The sequence below is a fragment of the Chryseolinea sp. H1M3-3 genome, from assembly GCF_029360725.1.
Classification (GTDB): domain Bacteria; phylum Bacteroidota; class Bacteroidia; order Cytophagales; family Cyclobacteriaceae; genus Chryseolinea.
In genome coordinates this window covers 255,201-274,334 of sequence record NZ_JARKMY010000014.1, presented here as the reverse complement: position 1 = coordinate 274,334, position 19,134 = coordinate 255,201, and the positions used below count along the sequence as shown (strand labels likewise).

Annotated in this window: 16 protein-coding genes; 10 read left to right on the top strand and 6 right to left on the bottom strand. The window is 43.7% G+C overall.

The window, feature by feature from the left end:
- Positions 1-35 precede the first annotated feature (35 nt).
- Positions 36-470 (top strand): hypothetical protein, encoded by a 435-nt coding sequence (locus tag P2W71_RS22375; protein WP_276373629.1) that lies wholly within the window; start codon positions 36-38, stop codon positions 468-470.
- A 59-nt stretch (positions 471-529) separates the two neighbouring features.
- On the opposite strand, the gene P2W71_RS22370 is transcribed toward P2W71_RS22375, so the two are convergent.
- On the bottom strand, positions 530-1,945 hold the full coding sequence (locus P2W71_RS22370) for a sodium-dependent transporter (RefSeq protein ID WP_276373628.1): 1,416 nt from the start codon (positions 1,943-1,945) through the stop codon (positions 530-532).
- 241 nt (positions 1,946-2,186) lie between these two features.
- On the opposite strand from P2W71_RS22370, the gene P2W71_RS22365 reads away from it, so the two are divergent.
- Together P2W71_RS22365 and P2W71_RS22360 are read left to right on the top strand one after the other, a co-directional pair.
- Positions 2,187-3,626, top strand: coding sequence for a TonB-dependent receptor (locus P2W71_RS22365; RefSeq protein WP_276373627.1), 1,440 nt, complete (start codon positions 2,187-2,189; stop codon positions 3,624-3,626).
- A gap of 14 nt (positions 3,627-3,640) precedes the next feature.
- A complete protein-coding gene (locus P2W71_RS22360; protein ID WP_276373626.1) occupies positions 3,641-4,042 on the top strand; it encodes a DoxX family protein in 402 nt (133 codons plus the stop codon).
- Positions 4,043-4,181: 139 nt separating this feature from the next.
- Here P2W71_RS22360 and P2W71_RS22355 read toward each other — a convergent pair whose 3' ends face one another.
- The 3 genes from P2W71_RS22355 to P2W71_RS22345 form a co-directional block, all read right to left on the bottom strand.
- Positions 4,182-5,579: an alanine/glycine:cation symporter family protein gene (locus P2W71_RS22355; RefSeq protein ID WP_276373625.1), complete on the bottom strand. Its 1,398-nt coding sequence runs from the start codon at positions 5,577-5,579 to the stop codon at positions 4,182-4,184.
- A 101-nt stretch (positions 5,580-5,680) separates the two neighbouring features.
- Positions 5,681-6,745 (bottom strand): agmatinase family protein, encoded by a 1,065-nt coding sequence (locus P2W71_RS22350; RefSeq protein WP_276373624.1) that lies wholly within the window; start codon positions 6,743-6,745, stop codon positions 5,681-5,683.
- Positions 6,746-6,880: 135 nt separating this feature from the next.
- A complete protein-coding gene (locus P2W71_RS22345) occupies positions 6,881-7,384 on the bottom strand; it encodes a histidine phosphatase family protein (protein WP_276373623.1) in 504 nt (167 codons plus the stop codon).
- 216 nt (positions 7,385-7,600) lie between these two features.
- On the opposite strand from P2W71_RS22345, the gene topA reads away from it, so the two are divergent.
- On the top strand, positions 7,601-10,036 hold the full coding sequence (topA, locus tag P2W71_RS22340; RefSeq protein ID WP_276373622.1) for a type I DNA topoisomerase: 2,436 nt from the start codon (positions 7,601-7,603) through the stop codon (positions 10,034-10,036).
- Positions 10,037-10,181: 145 nt separating this feature from the next.
- Entirely contained in the window at positions 10,182-10,874 is a 693-nt protein-coding gene (locus tag P2W71_RS22335) for an NAD-dependent deacylase (RefSeq protein WP_276373621.1), read from the top strand.
- 53 nt (positions 10,875-10,927) lie between these two features.
- Here the strand turns inward: P2W71_RS22335 and P2W71_RS22330 are convergent, their stop codons facing one another.
- The gene (locus tag P2W71_RS22330) at positions 10,928-11,278 is read right to left on the bottom strand and encodes a hypothetical protein (RefSeq protein WP_276373620.1); all 351 of its coding nucleotides are present in this window, start codon (positions 11,276-11,278) and stop codon (positions 10,928-10,930) included.
- Between the two features lie 127 nt (positions 11,279-11,405).
- A complete protein-coding gene (locus tag P2W71_RS22325) occupies positions 11,406-13,877 on the bottom strand; it encodes a penicillin acylase family protein (RefSeq protein WP_276373619.1) in 2,472 nt (823 codons plus the stop codon).
- Positions 13,878-14,094: 217 nt separating this feature from the next.
- Here P2W71_RS22325 and P2W71_RS22320 point away from each other — a divergent pair, with 217 nt between their 5' ends.
- From P2W71_RS22320 to P2W71_RS22300, 5 genes are all read left to right on the top strand, one after another.
- A complete protein-coding gene (locus tag P2W71_RS22320) occupies positions 14,095-14,652 on the top strand; it encodes an HAD hydrolase family protein (protein WP_276373618.1) in 558 nt (185 codons plus the stop codon).
- Positions 14,653-14,731: 79 nt separating this feature from the next.
- Positions 14,732-15,565 (top strand): 3-deoxy-8-phosphooctulonate synthase, encoded by an 834-nt coding sequence (gene kdsA / locus P2W71_RS22315; protein ID WP_276373617.1) that lies wholly within the window; start codon positions 14,732-14,734, stop codon positions 15,563-15,565.
- 386 nt (positions 15,566-15,951) lie between these two features.
- Positions 15,952-16,545, top strand: a complete 594-nt coding sequence (gene cysC / locus P2W71_RS22310; RefSeq protein ID WP_276373616.1) for an adenylyl-sulfate kinase — start codon at positions 15,952-15,954, stop codon at positions 16,543-16,545.
- Between the two features lie 25 nt (positions 16,546-16,570).
- Complete coding sequence (gene cysD, locus P2W71_RS22305; RefSeq protein WP_276373615.1) at positions 16,571-17,509, top strand: sulfate adenylyltransferase subunit CysD; 939 nt, start codon at positions 16,571-16,573, stop codon at positions 17,507-17,509.
- A 155-nt stretch (positions 17,510-17,664) separates the two neighbouring features.
- Entirely contained in the window at positions 17,665-18,918 is a 1,254-nt protein-coding gene (locus tag P2W71_RS22300; protein ID WP_276373614.1) for a GTP-binding protein, read from the top strand.
- Positions 18,919-19,134 lie beyond the last annotated feature (216 nt).

Sequence of the window (19,134 nt, the reverse complement as noted above, 5' to 3'; positions counted from 1 at the left end):
TAATTCCTAATCAAATCACATTAACATTAACTCCTATGATGGGTTTTTTCGAACACCAATATCTTTCATACAAAAAGAATCACATTAAAAATCTTTTGGCGTTGGCAAAAGCTGATGGCAACATGCATCCGAAAGAAGAAGCATTACTTTATAAAATCGGCAACAAATACGGCATGAAAGATCGGCAAGTAAGATTGCTGATAGAGGCAGATGAAAAATTTGAGGTGAATGTCCCCGATAATCATAATGATCGTATGAACTTGTTATACGATCTTATTCTGATGGTGTATGCGGATGAAGTGGTTGACCCGCACGAGATTGAATTTTGTGAAAACGCTGTTCAACAGTTTGGAATGAAAAAGGAATTGGTAAGTTGGCTACTAAAAGAATTTGATCGTGGTACGCCGCCGCCGCCTGAAGAATGGGAAGAGATGAAACAGGAGGCAAGGGATAGTTTTATGCGACAGTAAGTTTTGAGCACTGAGTTACGATCGACAACAGCATTAACTCAGCACTTTAAATCATCCACTCAAATTCCAACAAACTTGTCGTAAATAATCAATATCGAAAGTATGCCGAGCAACACCGGACAAACATATTGGATGGTAAAGTTCAGATATTTTTTAAGGAAAGAAGTTCGGTAATTTGGATTGCCATTTTCCAGTTCACTGTGCATGTTTTCAATTTTCCAACGGGTGGTAATGAATATACACATCAGGCAACCGCCCACTGTCAGACCGATGTCGCACATGTCGGCGACGAATACTAAATAATCTTGCCCTTTATAAAAGGGCAGATTGTTCAACGCTGGAATCATCCCCTGGCTAGCCATCACAGGAAGGCCAATAACAAAGATAAGCAGGGCGGTACCCCAAGACACCTTTTTACGGTCCATCTTCTTTTGGTCAACCAGGTACGCCACAGGAACTTCCAGTAATGAAATAGTTGATGTCAGCGCGGCAAAACATACCAGTAGAAAGAATAGTCCTCCTACGATGCGTCCAAGCAGCGGTCCCATTTCATGAAATATCTGTGGTAGCACAATGAATATCAGCGGCGGCCCAGCTTGTGCTACTTCTGTAATCTGAAGTTTAAACTGGAGGAAGTGTATCAGCGGAAAAACCATTAGTCCTGCAAGAAAGGCAACGGAAGTATCTGCCAATGATATAGTCGCAACGGAGGAGGTGATGTTTTCACTTTTCTTTAAGTAAGAACCATAGGTCATCAACGTCCCCATACCAAGGGAAAGCGAAAAAAATGCTTGCTTCAACCCCTCGAAAAGCGTTTGAATTTTTAGTTCTTCCAGGTCCGGAATCAAGTAATATCTGACACCTGACATGGCATTCGGCAACGTCAAGCTATAGACAATAATGCATATCAGGATGATGTACAGCGTCGGCATCATGATTTTGTTTGCTGCTTCGATACCTTTTTGTATACCCTTGGCTACAATAAAAGCTGTCATCGCCATAAACACCATGGAGAAGATAAAATTTGAATTAGCCAAACCCTTAGCGCTTGTCAGATCAAATATGTCGTTAACAAACAATCCGAAGAAAGAGCTGAAGTCTGTTTCGTTCAGGAGATCACCAAAGGATATGTGCAGAAAATATCCAAAGGCCCATCCGGCCACTACGTTGTAAAATGAAAGGATAAAAATGCCGATCATAATTCCAAACAGACCGAGGTACCCCCATTTCTTACCCCCTAACTTATTGTAAGAGCCGTAGGCGTCGAGGCCGGCATGTCGTCCAATCGAGATTTCTCCTACCATCACTGGATAACACAATACAAAAACACAAAACAGGTAAATGAAAAGAAATACCGCCCCGCCATTCTGCCCGGCGAGGTAAGGAAACTTCCAGATATTGCCTAAGCCTACAGCTGAACCGGCGGCCGTTAAAATGAAACCAATCCGGCCTGAAAAATTACCCCTGCTCGACATGTTTGACGTATTGAATCGTTTGAATAGCAGGCAAAATAGACGTTAAAGTTTAATTATCAAATAACGAAACAAGTGAGCATGAGAAGTTTATAGTTGTTAGAATTCCGTATTAAAACCAAATTCATCAATACGCGGTTTACTATTTTAGCTGTAATAACTTAGGCAAAATTTAACTTTCAACCGTCCATGATTAACGGTATCTTGGAACGGTTGATTGGCGTTCAGGAAGAGAATAATGCGTATGGAAGAATTCAGAAAACTTACTACTCAAGAAAAGGCATTACGCATCAATCTAAGCAAAGCCATTTACGGTTCATTTGCTGAAATTGGTGCAGGTCAGGAAGTAGCGGCCAATTTTTTTAAGGTCGGTGGCGCGTCAGGCACGGTTGCTAAAACGATGTCAGCTTACGATATGAAGTTCAGCGACGCAATCTATGGTGTGGGCGATCGGTATGTGTGCGAGGAGCGGTTGATCAGAATGCTGGATCATGAATATGTGTTGTTACCGGAACGTCTCCCGCACCGGATTGATACAACGCGCTTTTTTGCTTTTGCTGACACTGTGGAAGTATTGAATTACGAGCGGACCAACCAGGGACATGGTTGGATCGGCCTGCGTTTTCAACTTACGCCCAAAAGTGAATCCAATGACTGCATCATTCACGTCAAGATGCATGATACCGATCCGCTGCAACAACAATATGCATTAGGAATTGTCGGGGTGAACCTCTTGTATTCCTGTATGTTTCTGTCAGATCCGGAAGAAATTCTCATGTCATTGATGGACGGTCTGACCTTGCGAAGAATCGAAATCGATATGTTCCGGCTGAATGGTCCGGATTTTAAACATGTAGATAACCGGTTGATGGCATTGAAGCTGGTAAAGGGCGGATTGACCAAAGCCGCTATGTTTGGTCCGGATGGAAATGTTATGCAGCCGTCCGATGAGTTGTATAAAAAAAATGTACTTGTGCTACGCGGAAGATTTCGGCCGCCTACGCATGTCAATGTCGACATGTTGCTCGCGTCCCGAAGGCATTTTCGCCAGGAATCGGATGTTGATCGTTCGAACATTGTATTGATTTCAGAACTAACGCTGAACGATTTAGGCTTCGATGGAAATATTGATGACAAAGATTTTTTACATCGCGCTGATATTCTTTGTTCCCTCGGACAAAATGTGTTGATTTCCAATTACTTTGAATATTACCGGCTGGTTGAATATCTCTCGAAGATTACGAAGGGAAAAAAGATCGGAATCACGTTGGGTATATATGCTTTGCAGAAAGTATTTGAAGAGAAAACTTATGAAAATCTTCGTGGCGGTATATTAGAATGTTTTGCTTCCCTGTTCGGAACAAATGTGAAACTTTATATTTACCCCGCGTGGAAAAAGAACTCGAAAGAGTTATTCACGTTAAAGGATTTTGAAGCTGAGCTTCCATCACACCTAAAGAGCTTATTCCGTTACCTGGTGGATAATAACAAACTGGAAGAGATTGGTGAAGCCAATGTCAAAAATTTGCACATCATCTCCGACAATGTATTGGCCATGATCAGGAAGGGTGAAGCAGGCTGGGAAAAATTTGTGCCTCACAAAGTTGAGGAGGCCATCAAAGCACACGGGTTGTTTGATTTTCCTGTCAAGTCGGAAGTAAAGCCCATCTCCATGGCTAGTTAGCAAATCAATCATTCATGGATAACCAAGACCTGGCTAAACTCTTACTTCGCATCACCTGCGGAGGCATTTTATTATTTCATGGTTTTCATAAAGTTTTTGTTGAAATCGATCACGTCAAGGTAATTGTCGCAAACGCCGGAATGCCGGAGTTTTTGGCGTATGGCAACATCGTTGGAGAATTTGTCGCACCCATCTTTGTATTGCTAGGTTTCAAAACACGAATTGCAGCATTGATAATTGCCTTCAACATGTTATTGAGTATTCTCATAGCTCATCCGGACATCGTGTTCTCGGTAAATGATTACGGTGGATGGATGATTGAAACAAATATGTTGTATCTGATGACCGCGGTTGTTTTGGTATTTAGCGGCGCCGGTCGATACAGTGTTTCCAGGGGAGAAGGCAAGTGGGATTAAGGGTGTACGCCGGAGGTTGCATTAAAAGGTGGCACCATTTTTTGAATGTCTAATCACTATCATCTAACAAACTCATCATCTTTGCATTTCGACTCAATCTCTGAAGCGCGGCACTTATCTACGGTTTTTTGAATCCGTTCTAATGAGACTCTTTTGCACGTAGCCGGGCAAAGTAACGCTTTGCTTCGTTCATCACTTTAGGCGCAAGTATAAATCCTGAAACCATGGTAGGAATAGACATTAACGCATAGGCTATATCAATAATGTTCATAATGTCTTGCATAGAAAGAATTGCCCCAAAGATGATGGTCAGCAGATAAAAGTAATCGTAAAATTTGCCGACTTTCACACCTAGTAAAAATGACATAGCCTTATTCCCGTAATAGCTGTAGGAAAATAATGATGTGATAGCAAAAAAGAAGGCGCTGATTAAGAGCAGGATTTTTCCCGGTTCGCCCAGTGCCTTTTCAAAGGCGGTAACTGTTAACGTAACACCATTTGCGCCTGAGGTCTTCCAAACATCTGTTACGAGGATGGCAAGCGCCGTCAACGTGCAGACAAGCAAGGTATCAATGGCAGGGCTAAGCATAGACACCAGTCCCTCACGGATAGGCTCTCTGCTTTTAGATGCGCCCAATGCCATGGGCGCTGTACCGATTCCGGCTTCGTTCGAGAACGAGGCCCGACGAACACCGGTAACGATAAGTCCGCCTAAAATGCCTCCAAACAAAGGATCACCATGGTAGTGCTTGGCAGCAAATGCATCCGTGAAAATCATGACCAGGTAGGTTGGTACCTCGCTGATATTAATAATAAGAATTGTAATGACTGAAAGGAAATAAATAACGATCATCAACGGGACCATCTTACCCGCCCAGTTTCCAATGCGTTGAATGCCGCCAATAATTACAACGCCTGAAATAATCATCAAAGTCGAACCAATGACGAGCTTGGCAATGTTGACTTCAAAGTTACCAATATGAAAAGCGGCCGACTTCATACCCGCGGATGAAATACCGATATCAACGATGATCTGCGTCAACTGATTGGCCTGAAAAATCGGCAAACACCCTATGGATGCACACAGGCAAAACATTACTGCCAACGGGTACAACGGTTTCCCTAGTGCTTCACGGATCACATACATGGGGCCTCCCTGAATTTCACCTTCAGAATCTTTTCCTTTGTACATCACTGACAATGTACTTGTAAAAAAGTTTGTCGACATCCCAACCAATGCTGTAACCCACATCCAAAATAATGCTCCGGGCCCACCGATTGAAATGGCCGCAGCAACCCCTGCAATATTTCCCATTCCAACGGTTGACGCGAGCGCCGTTGACAATGCTTCGTATGCGTTGATCTGTCCGGGATCATTTGGATTATCATATTTTCCGCGCAGAATCGCGATGGAATGCCCTATATATTTGTATGGAATAAATCGGGAGTAAATCAGAAAGAACAAACCGCCCAGGATGAGCAGAAACAGTACCGGTGTCCATATGCCGGTAGCGAGTGTACTGATGAGGTTGCTCATTGTTTGAAGGTAAGCGGTTATCGTGTGATCGGTAGTCGGGTAATATAGTGATTGCTGCCGGAAGTTTTGAGCTTTCCAATATGATGCTGGTAATATTGACGTTACTTCGAACTGACTTTACTTAACTTCCCTTGTGACACGGCGCACCAATTACAGAGTTGATATAGAACCCGTGCACCGACATTAGCATCCCAGTCATCACGTCCTGGTGAAACTTCACAAAGATCGAAACCTATAATTTTCCGTTTCGATTCAACAAGCTTTTTGATCAGGTGCATCGCTTGATAAAATTCTAATCCACCTGGCACGGGTGTTCCCGTACAAGGACAGAGCTTCGGATCCAAGCCGTCGATGTCAAAACTGATGTAAACATATTTTGGAAGCTGTCCGATTATTTCATCACACAGCGCATCCCAGGTTCTTCCTCCATACAATTTTTCTTTAATGTCCTCATCGAAGTATGTTACAACACGGCCCATCGCCCGTTGCATAACATTCGATTCTTCTTCACAATAATCACGAACACCAACTTGAACGATCCGCCCGATGGCAGGTAGCTTTAAAGCGTTGTACATGATGGAGGCATGTGAGTATGTAAAGCCTTCATAAGCTTTCCTGAGATCTGCATGCGCATCGATCTGTAATATTCCAAAGCGCTCATACGTTTCACTCAATGCGCGGAAAAATCCGAGCGGGACACTATGTTCACCTCCGACAAGACCGATCAGTTTGCCAGCTTTGAGATATTTCTGTGTGGTTGATTTAACATAGATGTTAAGATTTTCGCTGGCATCATTCATGGTTTTTAATAATGGATCGGAGGGATCAAAAGCTTCGCCTTTCTCCAGCCGTGCAATGTGCATGGAAGCAAGCTCACGCAACTTTTTACTTTCAGTTGCTAACTCAGCAGCAATGGGAAGCATGGACACGCCAAGTTTCCAGGCGTCGGGAATGTCTTTTACATACAGATCAACCTGCGATGACGCTTTGAGAATAGCTTGAGGCCCGGCGGATGTGCCCGTGCCATAGGAAACCGTAATTTCCCAGGGCAAGGGTAAAATTACAATCTCGGCGTGTTCTTCAGTAAAAGGCAAACCAAATAAGTTTCCGGCAACTCCGGGACCGTTTGGATCGAAACTGTTGATGATTTCTTGTTTGGATGGCATAAGGGTTTAGGTTGTGCAGTTTCAACAAAGTCCACTTACAAGAGAGGCACGAATAACAGAGAAGTAAAAAAATAAAATCCCTGCGCCGTGCCCCAGTCGTACATGGATCTTGTCATGCACAAAACAATGTTAAAACTAGTTATCGTTTAACATTTCGGGATAAATATAGTTTTCCAACTCGCCATTGCCTTCACCAATTTCTTTCCACGAAGCGATGTCGAACTTAATAGTAACTAAAGAGCCTGGTGCCATATCTCCAATTTCTTCTTTCGTAAGATACTCGGCGACGTATGAGACGAACGGATTATGCGTAACACACATGATTTTCTTTTTTGTGTCATCCAGCTCAGATATATAATGAAAGAAAGTTCGCGTTGACGCCTCGTATAGCTCGTCCGTAAACACAATGTCTTTAGGATCAAGTTTTAATCCGTCGGCCATGAGCCCGGCCGTTGCTTTTGCACGTTCGGCAGTGCTTGAGATAATAACATCCAGTGTAGTCTTTTCTTTATAAAGATAAGTACCCATTAAAAGCGCTTCGCGCATTCCGCGTGGAGTAAGTCGACGGTCGCAATCGTCCTGACCAACTTGTTTTTCTTTGCTTTCCGCATGTCGCACCAAATACAAGTATCTCGGCATAATTGAAATTAAATCACGTTTATAAAGTAAATTCTTAAGGTAAAGTAAAAAGATTAATGTTGTATAAGAAAATTGCTAAACAAGTGGATTTAAGAGCTAAAATGGCATTAAACAAAGACTCGCTTGCACCTGATAATTAACCCCTCTGACGGAAGCGAAATTTGATTTTTTAAAAATTTGCGGATATTTGGTGCCCTTGAACGATAAAAAAATAGAATGTCAAAGAATTTAGTAATAGTTGAATCACCTGCGAAAGCGAAGACCATAGAAGGATATCTAGGGAAGGAATTTAAAGTGGCATCAAGCATGGGCCACATCCGCGATTTGCCGAAAGGAAGCGGTGCAATCGATATTGAAAATAATTTTGAGCCCACTTACGAAGTTAGTCCTGACAAGAAAGACATAATTTCAAAACTGAAAAAACTTGCTGACGATGCGCAAACTGTGTATCTGGCAAGCGACGAGGACCGTGAGGGAGAAGCAATTTCCTGGCACTTAAAAGAGGTGCTTGACTTGACCGATGCCAAGACACGTCGCATCGTGTTTACAGAAATCACTAAGAAGGCTATCCTCAACTCGTTACAAAGTCCGCGTGGCATTGATATCGATCTTGTAAATGCACAACAGGCGCGACGCGTTTTGGACCGGCTGGTAGGATACGAGCTGTCTCCTATATTATGGAAGAAAATAAAAACAGGTTTATCTGCTGGCCGTGTACAATCGGTAGCCGTACGGTTGATTGTTGACCGCGAACGCGAAATCAGTGATTTTAAAACAAAGTCGTCATTTAAGGTAAATGCGCTTTTCGACCTTGGTAATGGCAAAACTTTAGTAGCTGAACTTCCCGAACGGTTTGACACGGAAGAGGAAGCCAATCAATTTTTAGAATCATGTAAAGGTGCGAAGTTTACGATCACCGATCTGCAGACAAGGCCCTCGAAGCGTAGTCCTGCGCCGCCTTTTACAACTTCAACATTGCAACAGGAAGCTGCGCGTAAATTGGGATTCTCTGTCATACAGACGATGATGGTCGCGCAAAAACTTTATGAAGCTGGGAAGATCAGTTACATGCGTACCGACTCGGTTAATCTTTCGGATGAAGCGCGGGAAGGTGCTAAGAACCAGGTTTATGCAGCCTTTGGTAAAGAATATTTTCAGCCGCGTCAATTCAAAACAAAATCTTCTTCAGCACAGGAAGCTCACGAAGCGATAAGACCCACCGATTTTTCCATGATGGACCCGGGTATGGACCGGAACGGGCTTCGGTTGTACGAACTCATCTGGAAACGGGCCATTGCATCTCAAATGGCAGATGCTGAATTAGAAAAGACCACTGCAACGATTGGCATTTCGACAAACCCCAAAACGTTGATTGCATCCGGTGAGGTAGTGAAGTTTGAAGGATTCTTAAAAGTGTACATGGAATCCGGTGATGATGAGGATGAGGAAGAAAACAGCAAAGTATTGCCGCCGTTATCTATCGGACAAAATTTGTCTCTCGATGAACTGGTAGCCCGTCAGATATTTTCAAGGCATCCGCCGCGATATACGGAAGCAAGTCTCGTGAAGAAATTGGAAGAGCTAGGGATTGGACGACCTTCTACTTATGCGCCTACCATTACAACGATCCAGAAAAGGGGATATGTTGTAAAAGAAGCGAGGGAAGGTGTGGAACGGAAATACAAGGTGCTTACCTTGAAAGAAAACAACATCACCAACGTAGAGGATACTGAAATTACCGGCGCGGAAAAGAATAAATTATTCCCTACCAATACCGCGATGGTGGTGAATGATTTTCTGGTGGAACATTTTCCTGATATCACTGATTTTTCTTTCACATCGGAAATAGAGCAAGAGTTCGACGAGATTGCATCCGGCAAACTCAACTGGAAGAAGATGATCGACAATTTCTATCGGCCTTTCCATAAGAAAGTATCTGCTACAGAAAAAGTTGAACGCTCTTCAGTAGGTAAATCCAAAGAGTTAGGTGTTGATCCGAAGACCGGTAAGAATGTCTATGCCAAGCTGGGAAAATTTGGAGCGTATGCGCAGATTGGAGAAAACCCGGACGATAGCGGTGGTGAGAAACCAAAGTTTGCCAGTCTGCGTCAAGGGCAGTTCATAGAAAATATTTCCCTGGAAGATGCACTTGAACTTTTCAAAATGCCGCGCGACCTCGGCCTGTTTGAAGAGAAGCCGGTGGTTGTCAATATCGGAAGGTTCGGCCCTTATGTGCTGCACGATAAAAAATTCGTCTCTATTCCCAAGGATATTGATCCTTATGACATCACGCCAGAGCGTGCGATCGAACTGATCCAGGCAAAACGTATTTCGGACGCCAACAAAACGATTAAGCTGTTTGATGAAAATCCTGAAGTACAAATTCTAAACGGACGATTTGGACCGTATATTAAAGTAGGGAAGAAGAACGTTAAGATTCCTAAAGGTAAAGAACCGAAGGACCTTACACTTGAGGAATGTTTGACGCTGGCAGAAAATGCTCCCGAAAAACGCGGCCGTTTTGGTGCGGCAAAGAAAAAGGAACCTGTTAAGGAAGAGGTTGCCAAAGCAGCTGCCAAAAAGCCGGCAAAAGTTGCCAAGAAGGTTGCGAAAAAGACGGCGAAGAAGGCTCCTGCCAAGAAAAAGAAATAAGTCATGCAAGGGAGAAGCGTCTAGCCTGGACGGTAGTATTGTGTAAAAGACAATTGACGGTGCATCATAGGTAACGACAATTCCGTTAAAAAAAAACGCACTAACACGCTACCTGATGCTGACTAAGGCAGCGTAACCAAACGTTATGAAAAAAATAACCGTACTCACCGGGGCAGGTATAAGCGCGGAAAGTGGGATTCCAACTTTTCGTGATGCAGATGGTTTGTGGGAAGGTTATGATGTAATGGAAGTGGCAACGCCCGAAGGGTGGGAGAAAAATCCGCAGTTGGTGTTAGAGTTTTATAATCAACGGAGAAAACGTGCCCTCGAAGTTATGCCGAACAGAGGTCATGAAATTCTCGCGGAACTGGAGAAATATTTTGATGTTACAATCGTCACACAGAATGTTGATAACCTGCATGAACGCGCGGGATCTTCCAACGTAATCCATCTTCATGGAAGTTTGTTTGAATCCAGAAGTACGAAGAACGAAAATCTGGTTTACCCAATTAATGGGTGGGAACTTAAATTTGGTGACAAGTGCGAAGAAGGATCTCAGCTTCGTCCGAACATTGTTTGGTTCGGGGAGATGGTTCCACTTATGGGAGTGGCTTCTGAACATGCCCGACGCGCCGACATTTTTATTGTTGTTGGGACGTCGATGGTCGTGTATCCAGCCGCAGGGTTAATTGATTACGTCCCGTTCGAATCCCCAAAATATGTTGTAGATCCAAACATTCCTGCCTTAACGCACATACCCTACCTGCATAAAATTCCGGAGAAGGCATCTACCGGCATGGAAAAGTTAAAAGCGGAATTGTTAAAAAACATGTCGTAGAGACGCAATGCATTGCGTCTCCACACGCATTGCGTCTCTAACACCATGTGCACTTATATTTTCCGCGTCTCCACATTTTTTTTCAAGAGTGCCCCGGTCAACGCGCCAAAACCTCCGACCAGCCCACCCACAACTCCCATCACCATAAATAATAACGCTTTGTTCTTCAGCATAAAAATACTTGCTACGCGTTCGGTCAAATCAGAATTGCCCGCTGAATCCATCAGCCATGCCTTGAGAACCCAAAGCATAGCGACACCGAGAAATCCCGCAACAAAATTGGCCTTTGATTTTAAACCGTAGCCCATGACAAACGCGGCCAATGCGATAAAATACCACGGTAAAAATATGGAGAACATATGTCCTAGTACGATAATACCGAATATCTGGAGGAGGAATTTCATGCGGGGAGTCGTTGAAGTGCGGGACGTTGAGGCGCAGACATGAAGTGCCTATGCGATGGGTCGTTGTTATAGTCATCCGCGATCGATACAACACCGCGATACGTTAGATTCAAAGTGGAGTAGTCCTTCATTGCTGAATAGGATTTAGTTCAAAGGTGCGCGTGGTAATACCTTTTGCTTCTACCGGTGTCTTTAAAAAATGTAAAGGAAAATATTTGCCATCTAACCACCGGCCTAACATGTCGGTATAGTGACTGCTTCCAGGATTTGCAGATTGTCCCCCTGGATACGTAGCCCAGGCGCGCGGGCCTGTCTTTTCCAGGCTAACAATCATGCGCCACGATGGTCCGTGCGTACGTGAGTGGGCATTGACGATATCACGGCCACCACCGGCCCTGATATGTATGTTCATCTGCTCCAACCGCAAGAGATGGGTGAGGTAGCTATCTTTATAATCCGCCCAAGCGGGTACGGTCTTCTCCGTAGCCATACTGTCGGTATGCTCCGCGACCCAGTCCTCGATATCTTCAACGCCAAAGCTAAATGACTTTCGAATGACATCCGGTGCTGTCTCTTTTTCTGGTGTTGATTGAATGTCAAAGAAAATCAAGTCCGGTTTTTCTTTGGTAAGTTTAATGGTGTTGAAGGTAGTAGGCCTGCTTAAAGAAACTTTTTCCTGATTTAGTTCATCCCACACAAGCGGCATAAAATTACCCCACCAGGCTTCATAGTAACTTGCACCGATAGATTCTTTTGAGTTAGTGTAATCCCACGATTTTAGAACCTGATAGGCCTTCTTTTCTTCCGCACTGAATGCTGTCGTATCCAGGTGTTGTAAAAAATACGGTAAACTTTCAGCAGCCCGCAGGTTGTAATTATCATTCTGCAATTTCATCATATCAGTGGGCGTAATGGCAGATAGTTCACTGAGTACCTGGTTGATCCTCCGGTTACGATAATTTTCAAAATGCGTTGCCGTTATAAAGTACGGATATTGATCATCCACCGGATATTGATTGGCTGAGCTAACAAATCCCCGTGTAGGATTTTTATCCATCACATTTTGTTCGTTTGGAATATAAGCGTGCCACCCATTAAAACTTTTGCTACCGTCTAATACAAATTTCCCCTCGTCTTTCCGTCGCGCAGGGTATCTTCCCTGGACACGTACGGCGATATCACCAGAGGCTGAAGCGAAAACAAAATTCTGCGCAGGTGACGCATAGGAGTCTAGCGCCTCGCTGAATTCAGTATGATTCCTGGCTCTGTTCAGCTGATAAAACGTAAGGAATTCATTGGAAGCATCGTGCGAGATCCAACGGAAAGCATAGTGCTTTAAGTTATTTTCTGCATTAAAACGCTCATCATACGTCACCGGTCCCCATTGGGTGTAGACCACCGTATCGTAAAAGACATGCTGATCGCGTACTCGAAATGCTTCAATCACCTTTCTTGAATCCACCCAATTACCGTCCAGCAAATATTTTTCTTTTTTCTGATCCTGGAAAGTAATCTTGAACCAATCTACGAGGTCGCGCTGGGCATTGGTAACACTCCATGCGATCGAATCGTTAAAGCCGATGATAACGGTTGGGGTACCTGGCAGCGACGCACCCATGCAATTTATTCCCGGGGCATTTAATTGCACCACATACCAAAGCGACGGCAGGTTTAAGTTCAGGTGCGGATCTCCACACAATATCGGAGATCCTGATTTAGTTTTACTGCCACTCACAGCCCAGTTGTTGCTGCCGGTGGTAGGATCCTGTTGTGGAATTTTATTGCTTATTTTAACCAGCTCTTCCGGAATAGCCATTGGAATACTGTCCGAAAGTACCGGTTTGAATTTCCAGTTTTCTGGTTTGCTAACAATTGGATCCTCCTGGATATCACGGTCTGGATAGAGCAAATCGACGATGTTTTTTCCATACAGTTTAAGGGCGTTGGTCATCTCGATATCTTTGTCACCCATGTTAAGCGTTTGTGCCATCGATTTTAAAAGCAATGCACTTTTCAGTGGTGTCCACGGTTCCGGATCGTAATTCAACAGCTTATATTCAAACGGAAGGTTTTTATATTCCAGCGATTTAATATAAGCATTTACACCAGCCGTGTATTGCCTGATCATCATTCTTGCTGTCTTGTCATCGTTCAATGCCTCCAGCGCATTTTCCGCCGCATAGGTCATGCCTTGCCTGCGTTGCCCTCGATCATAGTTTAAAATGACGCTGTCTTTCCCTGCACCCGTTATCTCCGAGACTCTGCCGGCGGCGGCGTGGGTTTGAAATTCCATTTGCCATAAACGATGCATGGCCGTGACATAACCCTGTGCATAATACAAGTCTTCGTCATTGTTTGCGAAAATGTGGGGTATGTCGAGACTATCAAATACAATTTTGACTTTGTCCTTAATGTGTGGAAGATTTACTGCATTGAAGCCCTGCGGTGTTCTTGATTCTATATTCTGCCAAAACCCATGGAAAGGATCTAAAAATCTTCCGATCGCTGGAACAGGCGTATCACCGACAACCCAACGATTGTCCAGCAGATATATTAATAATAACGTTATGGCTAAAGAAAAAAAGAATTTGATACGCATGTTGTAGTCCGAGGTTCAAAGTTTAAGGCTTGAGGTTTGTCATCTTGACGTTAATGCCAAGAATTCTTACACTATTGATCGCATTCAGGCCAGGAATTTCCCGCTTTAACCGCGTCTAAAATTCCAATTGCATGCCTCAAACCTTAAATCCGGTATAAAGTAAAAACCTTTTATTATTTTCGGCCGGTAATATTTGTAGAAATATAACGTAAATCAGTTGAAGATCATTCTTTCACAATATTCAAAGGGTCAGATAAAGAAGGCCAGGAATATCAGAGCCATCTTTTTTGATATCGATGGGGTGCTCAGCGATGGAAAAATCATCTATGATGAAACCGGTAAAGAAATCAAGAACTTCAGTGTCAAAGATGGTTACATTATCAGTCATCTGAAAAAAGCCGGAATTGTCGTAGGCGCTATTTCAGGGCGTGATTCCGGTGTAACCCAGAAACGTTGTGCAGAATTGAAGCTCGATTTTTGTCATCAGGGCATTGTTGACAAAGCTGCAACGTTTGAGAAACTGGCTAATCACTATAGCCTTAAGTTGAAAGAAGTTGCCTTTATCGGTGATGATATCAATGATCTTTGTGTTTTTGAATTGGCAGGTTTTAGCATTTGTCCTGCGGATACCTTTGAATATATAAAAGAAAGAACTGACCTCACAACAACCGCGAAAGGGGGCGAGGGAGTACTGCGCGAGGTTGGCGACCTGGTATTGGCTGCGCAGGACAAATTTGAAGCAATGCTTGAAGCGGAGCGAAGAAGGAAGGTGTAAGCATCGAAACGGTGTTCATAAGCAGGAGCGATAACGTTTTTTGCGAGGTGTGCCCTTCCAGACTTAACTACATAACGAAATGGAAAAATATACAGATAAAGTACAGATCACAGATAACATCATTCTCGGTGGCGACCGGATGGTGTTGTTTGCCGGGCCTTGTGCAGCTGAGAGTTATGACATTTGCATCGAGACTGGAACGAAAGTAAAAACGTTGTGTGAAGCCCTCGGCATTGACTATGTTTTCAAATCTTCGTTTGATAAAGCTAACCGAACTTCATCGGGTTCTTATCGCGGACCTTCCATTGAAGACGGCCTCGAAATTCTCTCACGCGTAAAAAAGGATCTTAATGTTCCTATCGTGACCGACGTACATGAATCCTATCAATGCGCCGAAGTAGCAACGGTAGTAGATGTTTTGCAGATACCGGCATTCTTGTGTCGTCAGACCGATTTATTAAAAGCTGCCGCACGCACTGGCAAAGCTGTCAAGGTTAAGAAAGGACAGTTTATGGCTCCTGAGGACATGAAATATGCCGTTGACAAAGTTAAAGGAGAAGGAAACGACAAAGTGTTCTTAACAGAACGCGGAGCAAGCTTTGGTTACCATAACCTGGTGGTCGACATGCGTTCTTTGCCGATCATGCGCCAATATTCTCCTGTCATCTTTGACGTAACCCATTCGGTTCAACAACCGGGCGGCATGGGTGGATCTTCTGGCGGACAACGTGAATTTGCACCGTTTTTGGCCCGCGCCGCAGCAGCTGCTGGGGTTGACGGTTTCTTCATTGAAACTCACCCTAATCCTAAAAAAGCCTTAAGCGACGGACCGAACATGATTCCGTTGGACGAGATGGCGGAATTTTTAGGGATGATTCATACTTATTGGAAATTGAGTCTAAAGTTTCTTTGACGGCTGCATGTTGATCTCATGAGCCAACCAGCAGATCACATCAAACGATTGAAGCGACCTACGAATCCTATTTATTTAAAACCCAAATTGTTGCTTAGTCCCAAGCCAGGTTCGCACGACGCAAATGGCGAGGGTAAATTCTACATTCTTAATCGCCGCCGCGACATTCCTTAGTTGTACATTTATCCATAAATTCTACCTTTGCATCCCAATAATCTAGTGGTTTGGTGGATTTATAGATTTCTATTGAATATGCAGCATAAACGGTCGGCCTTATCCCCGCAAATTGTTCAGGCTTTAAACTATGAGTCTCGCATATTTTGGTTCGCTGTACTTAAGTATTTAAGCGGTCTCAACCATCATCCCTAACATTGTAATTGACGCCCGTGAATAATATATATCCCATTAAAACAAAAGTGAGTAAGCAGCAACGTGAGCAGTTGATGAATCAACATGCTACGTTGATATGGTTCACAGGATTATCCGGGTCCGGAAAATCGACACTTGCTGTTCAACTAGAAGCCCAACTCCATAATCTTGGATATAAAACGTATTTGCTGGACGGCGATAACATTCGCGCAGGACTGAATAAAGATTTGTCATTCACCGATGAAGCCAGGATTGAAAACATTCGCAGGATAGGAGAGGTGTCTAAACTTTTGCTCGACGCTGGTGTCATTGTCCTTTCAGCTTTTATTTCACCTTTTCAGGCTGACCGGGACCAGGTAAAAAAAATTGTAGGTTCAGAAAATTATATCGAAGTGTTTGTTGACGCTCCCATTGAAGTATGCGAACAACGCGACGTAAAAGGATTGTATAAAAAAGCCCGTGCGGGTGAGGTGAAAAATTTCACGGGAATCGATTCGCCTTATGAAGCTCCAACGCATGCCGATGTGGTTATCCCGACGGGAAGCTTGAGTGTTGATGAATCGATTGGAAAGTTAATGGAGTTTGTTTTACCGAGAATTAGTCCACGGTAAAACCAATAAACTTGTTGAAGAACGTATGACAAAATTGAATGTAGCTGAAAATTTAAACATGAGCCAATATTATTTAAGTCATTTAAAAGAATTAGAATCGGAAGCGATATTTGTGATTCGCGAAGTGGTGGCGCAGTTTGAGAAGCCTGCTTTGTTATTTTCAGGTGGAAAAGATTCGATTGTGCTGGCTTACTTATCGAGAAAGGCATTTTATCCCGCACGAATTCCTTTTCCTTTGGTCCACATCGACACCGGACATAACTTCCCGGAGACGATGGAATACCGTGACTGGCTGGTGAACGAGCTCGGCGTAAAATTAATCGTTGGCTCTGTACAGGAAAGCATCGATAAAGGTCGTGTGAAAGAAGAAACAGGATGGAATGCCAGCCGAAATGCGCTTCAAACGGTGACCCTACTGGACACGATCGAAAAATATAAGTTTGATGCGGCCATGGGTGGTGCACGGCGCGATGAAGAAAAGGCGCGTGCAAAAGAAAGATTCTTTTCACACCGTGATGAGTTCGGTCAGTGGGATCCGAAGAACCAACGCCCCGAGTTATGGAATTTATTTAATGGACGTAAACACATGGGTGAACATTTTCGCGTGTTTCCGATTTCCAACTGGACTGAAATGGATGTTTGGCAATATATTTACACCGAACAAATTCCGATTCCTAAATTGTACTTCTCACACGAACGTGAAGTCATCGTTCGTGATAATGCAATCTTGTCCACCTCTCCATGGCTTAAACTAAAACCAGGTGAGACCCCAACGAGAAAGATAGTACGCTTCCGCACGTGCGGCGATATGCCGATCACAGGCGCCGTCGAATCAACCGCCGATACACTGGAAAAAATTATTGAAGAAGTAGCAGCCTCCCGTAAAACCGAAAGAGGTACACGGGCCGATGATAAACGCTCTGAAACAGCCATGGAAGACAGGAAGAAGTCCGGTTATTTTTAGTCGGACAGATTTGAAATTGAAATCAGAATTAAAAAATACGAAAAATAAAACTGTTGATGTGAAGGGGAATGAAGTGTTAACAACGCGTCGGCTTACAAACTTGCAGTGTCCCTAACATAAACACCCAAACACATAAACACTCAAACACCCAGCCAATGTACATTAATAATCAATTACTCCGCTTCACAACCGCCGGTAGCGTTGACGATGGAAAGAGTACACTCATCGGCCGTTTGTTGTACGATAGTAAATCTATTTTTGAAGACCAACTTGAGGCTGTTGAAGCATCGAGTGCCAAAAAAGGTTTTGATTATGTCGACCTCTCCTTATTAACGGATGGGCTGAAGTCCGAACGTGAACAAGGGATCACGATCGATGTTGCCTACCGTTACTTTGCAACCCCCAAGCGCAAGTTCATTATTGCTGACACACCTGGGCATATTCAATATACACGAAACATGGTGACAGGCGCTTCAACCGCTAACCTCGCGTTAATCTTAATTGACGCACGCAAGGGACTGGTAGAGCAAACGCATCGCCACTCGTTCATCGCTTCTTTGTTAAAGATCCCGCACGTTATTGTGTGTGTGAATAAAATGGACCTGGTTAATTATAGCGAAGAAGTTTTTGACAAAATCGTAGAAGATTATAAAGCTTTTTCATCCAAGCTGGAGGTCTCGGATATTCAATTTGTGCCAATCAGCGCATTGGTAGGCGACAATGTTGTAAATCGTTCAGAAAACATGCCATGGTATGACGGTGCAACCTTAATGCACATGCTGGAGACTGTCCATATCGAAAGCGATTACAATCATATTGACAGCCGTTTTCCAGTGCAATATGTTATTCGTCCGCAGTCCAAAGAGTATCCTGATTTCAGAGGCTATGCAGGAAGGATAGGGGGCGGTATCTTCCGGCCGGGAGAAGAAATCATGGTGTTGCCATCAGGTTTTACTTCCAAGATTAAGACCATTGAGTTAGGCGGAAAATTGTTGGACGAAGCGTTTGCGCCGATGTCTGTTACCATGACATTGGAAGACGAGATTGATATCAGCCGCGGCGACATCATTGCTAAACCGAATAACCATCCGCAGACTGAACAAGACATTGATCTGATGTTATGCTGGATGAATCAACGTCCGGTGAACCTGAATACAAAATTGTATGTGCGCCACAATACTAAAGAAGTCCGTGGGGTATTAAAAGAAATTCAATATAAGCTGGACATCAGTTCCCTACAACGCATCGAAAACGTCGACCATCTCACCATGAACGAAATCGCCCGCGTCAAGATACGCACAGCCCAGCCGTTATCTTTCGACAGTTACCGTAAGAACAGAATCACCGGAAGTGTTATTTTGATTGATGAAGGAACAAATGAAACAGTAGCGGCAGGGATGATTGTGTAATCATTTGCCGAGAGGCTTAATCTTGCGTCCAAATTCTGTGTTGTTCTAACAGCCTTCTTTTAAAGGGCTAAAGCCCAATTTATATCCATTAAATACCCCGAGCTAAAGCTCAGGGCAATTGAAGCGCTCGAGGTCCATGTGCGCGTTGGTAGATCTTTCTTTAGCGCAAGGCTGCGAGCATTCAAATTAAAATTATCCGGGTTGTTCTAACAACCT

Excerpts from the sequence above, each read along its gene's own strand:
- P2W71_RS22370 (WP_276373628.1), bottom strand. The coding sequence starts at position 1,945 with ATGTCGAGCAGGGGTAATTTTTCAGGCCGGATTGGTTTCATTTTAACG.
- P2W71_RS22355 (WP_276373625.1), bottom strand. The coding sequence starts at position 5,579 with ATGAGCAACCTCATCAGTACACTCGCTACCGGCATATGGACACCGGTA.
- P2W71_RS22345 (WP_276373623.1), bottom strand. The coding sequence starts at position 7,384 with ATGCCGAGATACTTGTATTTGGTGCGACATGCGGAAAGCAAAGAAAAA.
- P2W71_RS22365 (WP_276373627.1), top strand. The coding sequence starts at position 2,187 with ATGGAAGAATTCAGAAAACTTACTACTCAAGAAAAGGCATTACGCATC.
- P2W71_RS22330 (WP_276373620.1), bottom strand. The coding sequence starts at position 11,278 with ATGAAATTCCTCCTCCAGATATTCGGTATTATCGTACTAGGACATATG.
- P2W71_RS22300 (WP_276373614.1), top strand. The coding sequence starts at position 17,665 with ATGTACATTAATAATCAATTACTCCGCTTCACAACCGCCGGTAGCGTT.
- P2W71_RS22325 (WP_276373619.1), bottom strand. The coding sequence starts at position 13,877 with ATGCGTATCAAATTCTTTTTTTCTTTAGCCATAACGTTATTATTAATA.
- kdsA (WP_276373617.1), top strand. The coding sequence starts at position 14,732 with ATGGAAAAATATACAGATAAAGTACAGATCACAGATAACATCATTCTC.
- cysD (WP_276373615.1), top strand. The coding sequence starts at position 16,571 with ATGACAAAATTGAATGTAGCTGAAAATTTAAACATGAGCCAATATTAT.
- P2W71_RS22350 (WP_276373624.1), bottom strand. The coding sequence starts at position 6,745 with ATGCCATCCAAACAAGAAATCATCAACAGTTTCGATCCAAACGGTCCC.
- topA (WP_276373622.1), top strand. The coding sequence starts at position 7,601 with ATGTCAAAGAATTTAGTAATAGTTGAATCACCTGCGAAAGCGAAGACC.
- P2W71_RS22375 (WP_276373629.1), top strand. The coding sequence starts at position 36 with ATGATGGGTTTTTTCGAACACCAATATCTTTCATACAAAAAGAATCAC.
- P2W71_RS22335 (WP_276373621.1), top strand. The coding sequence starts at position 10,182 with ATGAAAAAAATAACCGTACTCACCGGGGCAGGTATAAGCGCGGAAAGT.
- P2W71_RS22360 (WP_276373626.1), top strand. The coding sequence starts at position 3,641 with ATGGATAACCAAGACCTGGCTAAACTCTTACTTCGCATCACCTGCGGA.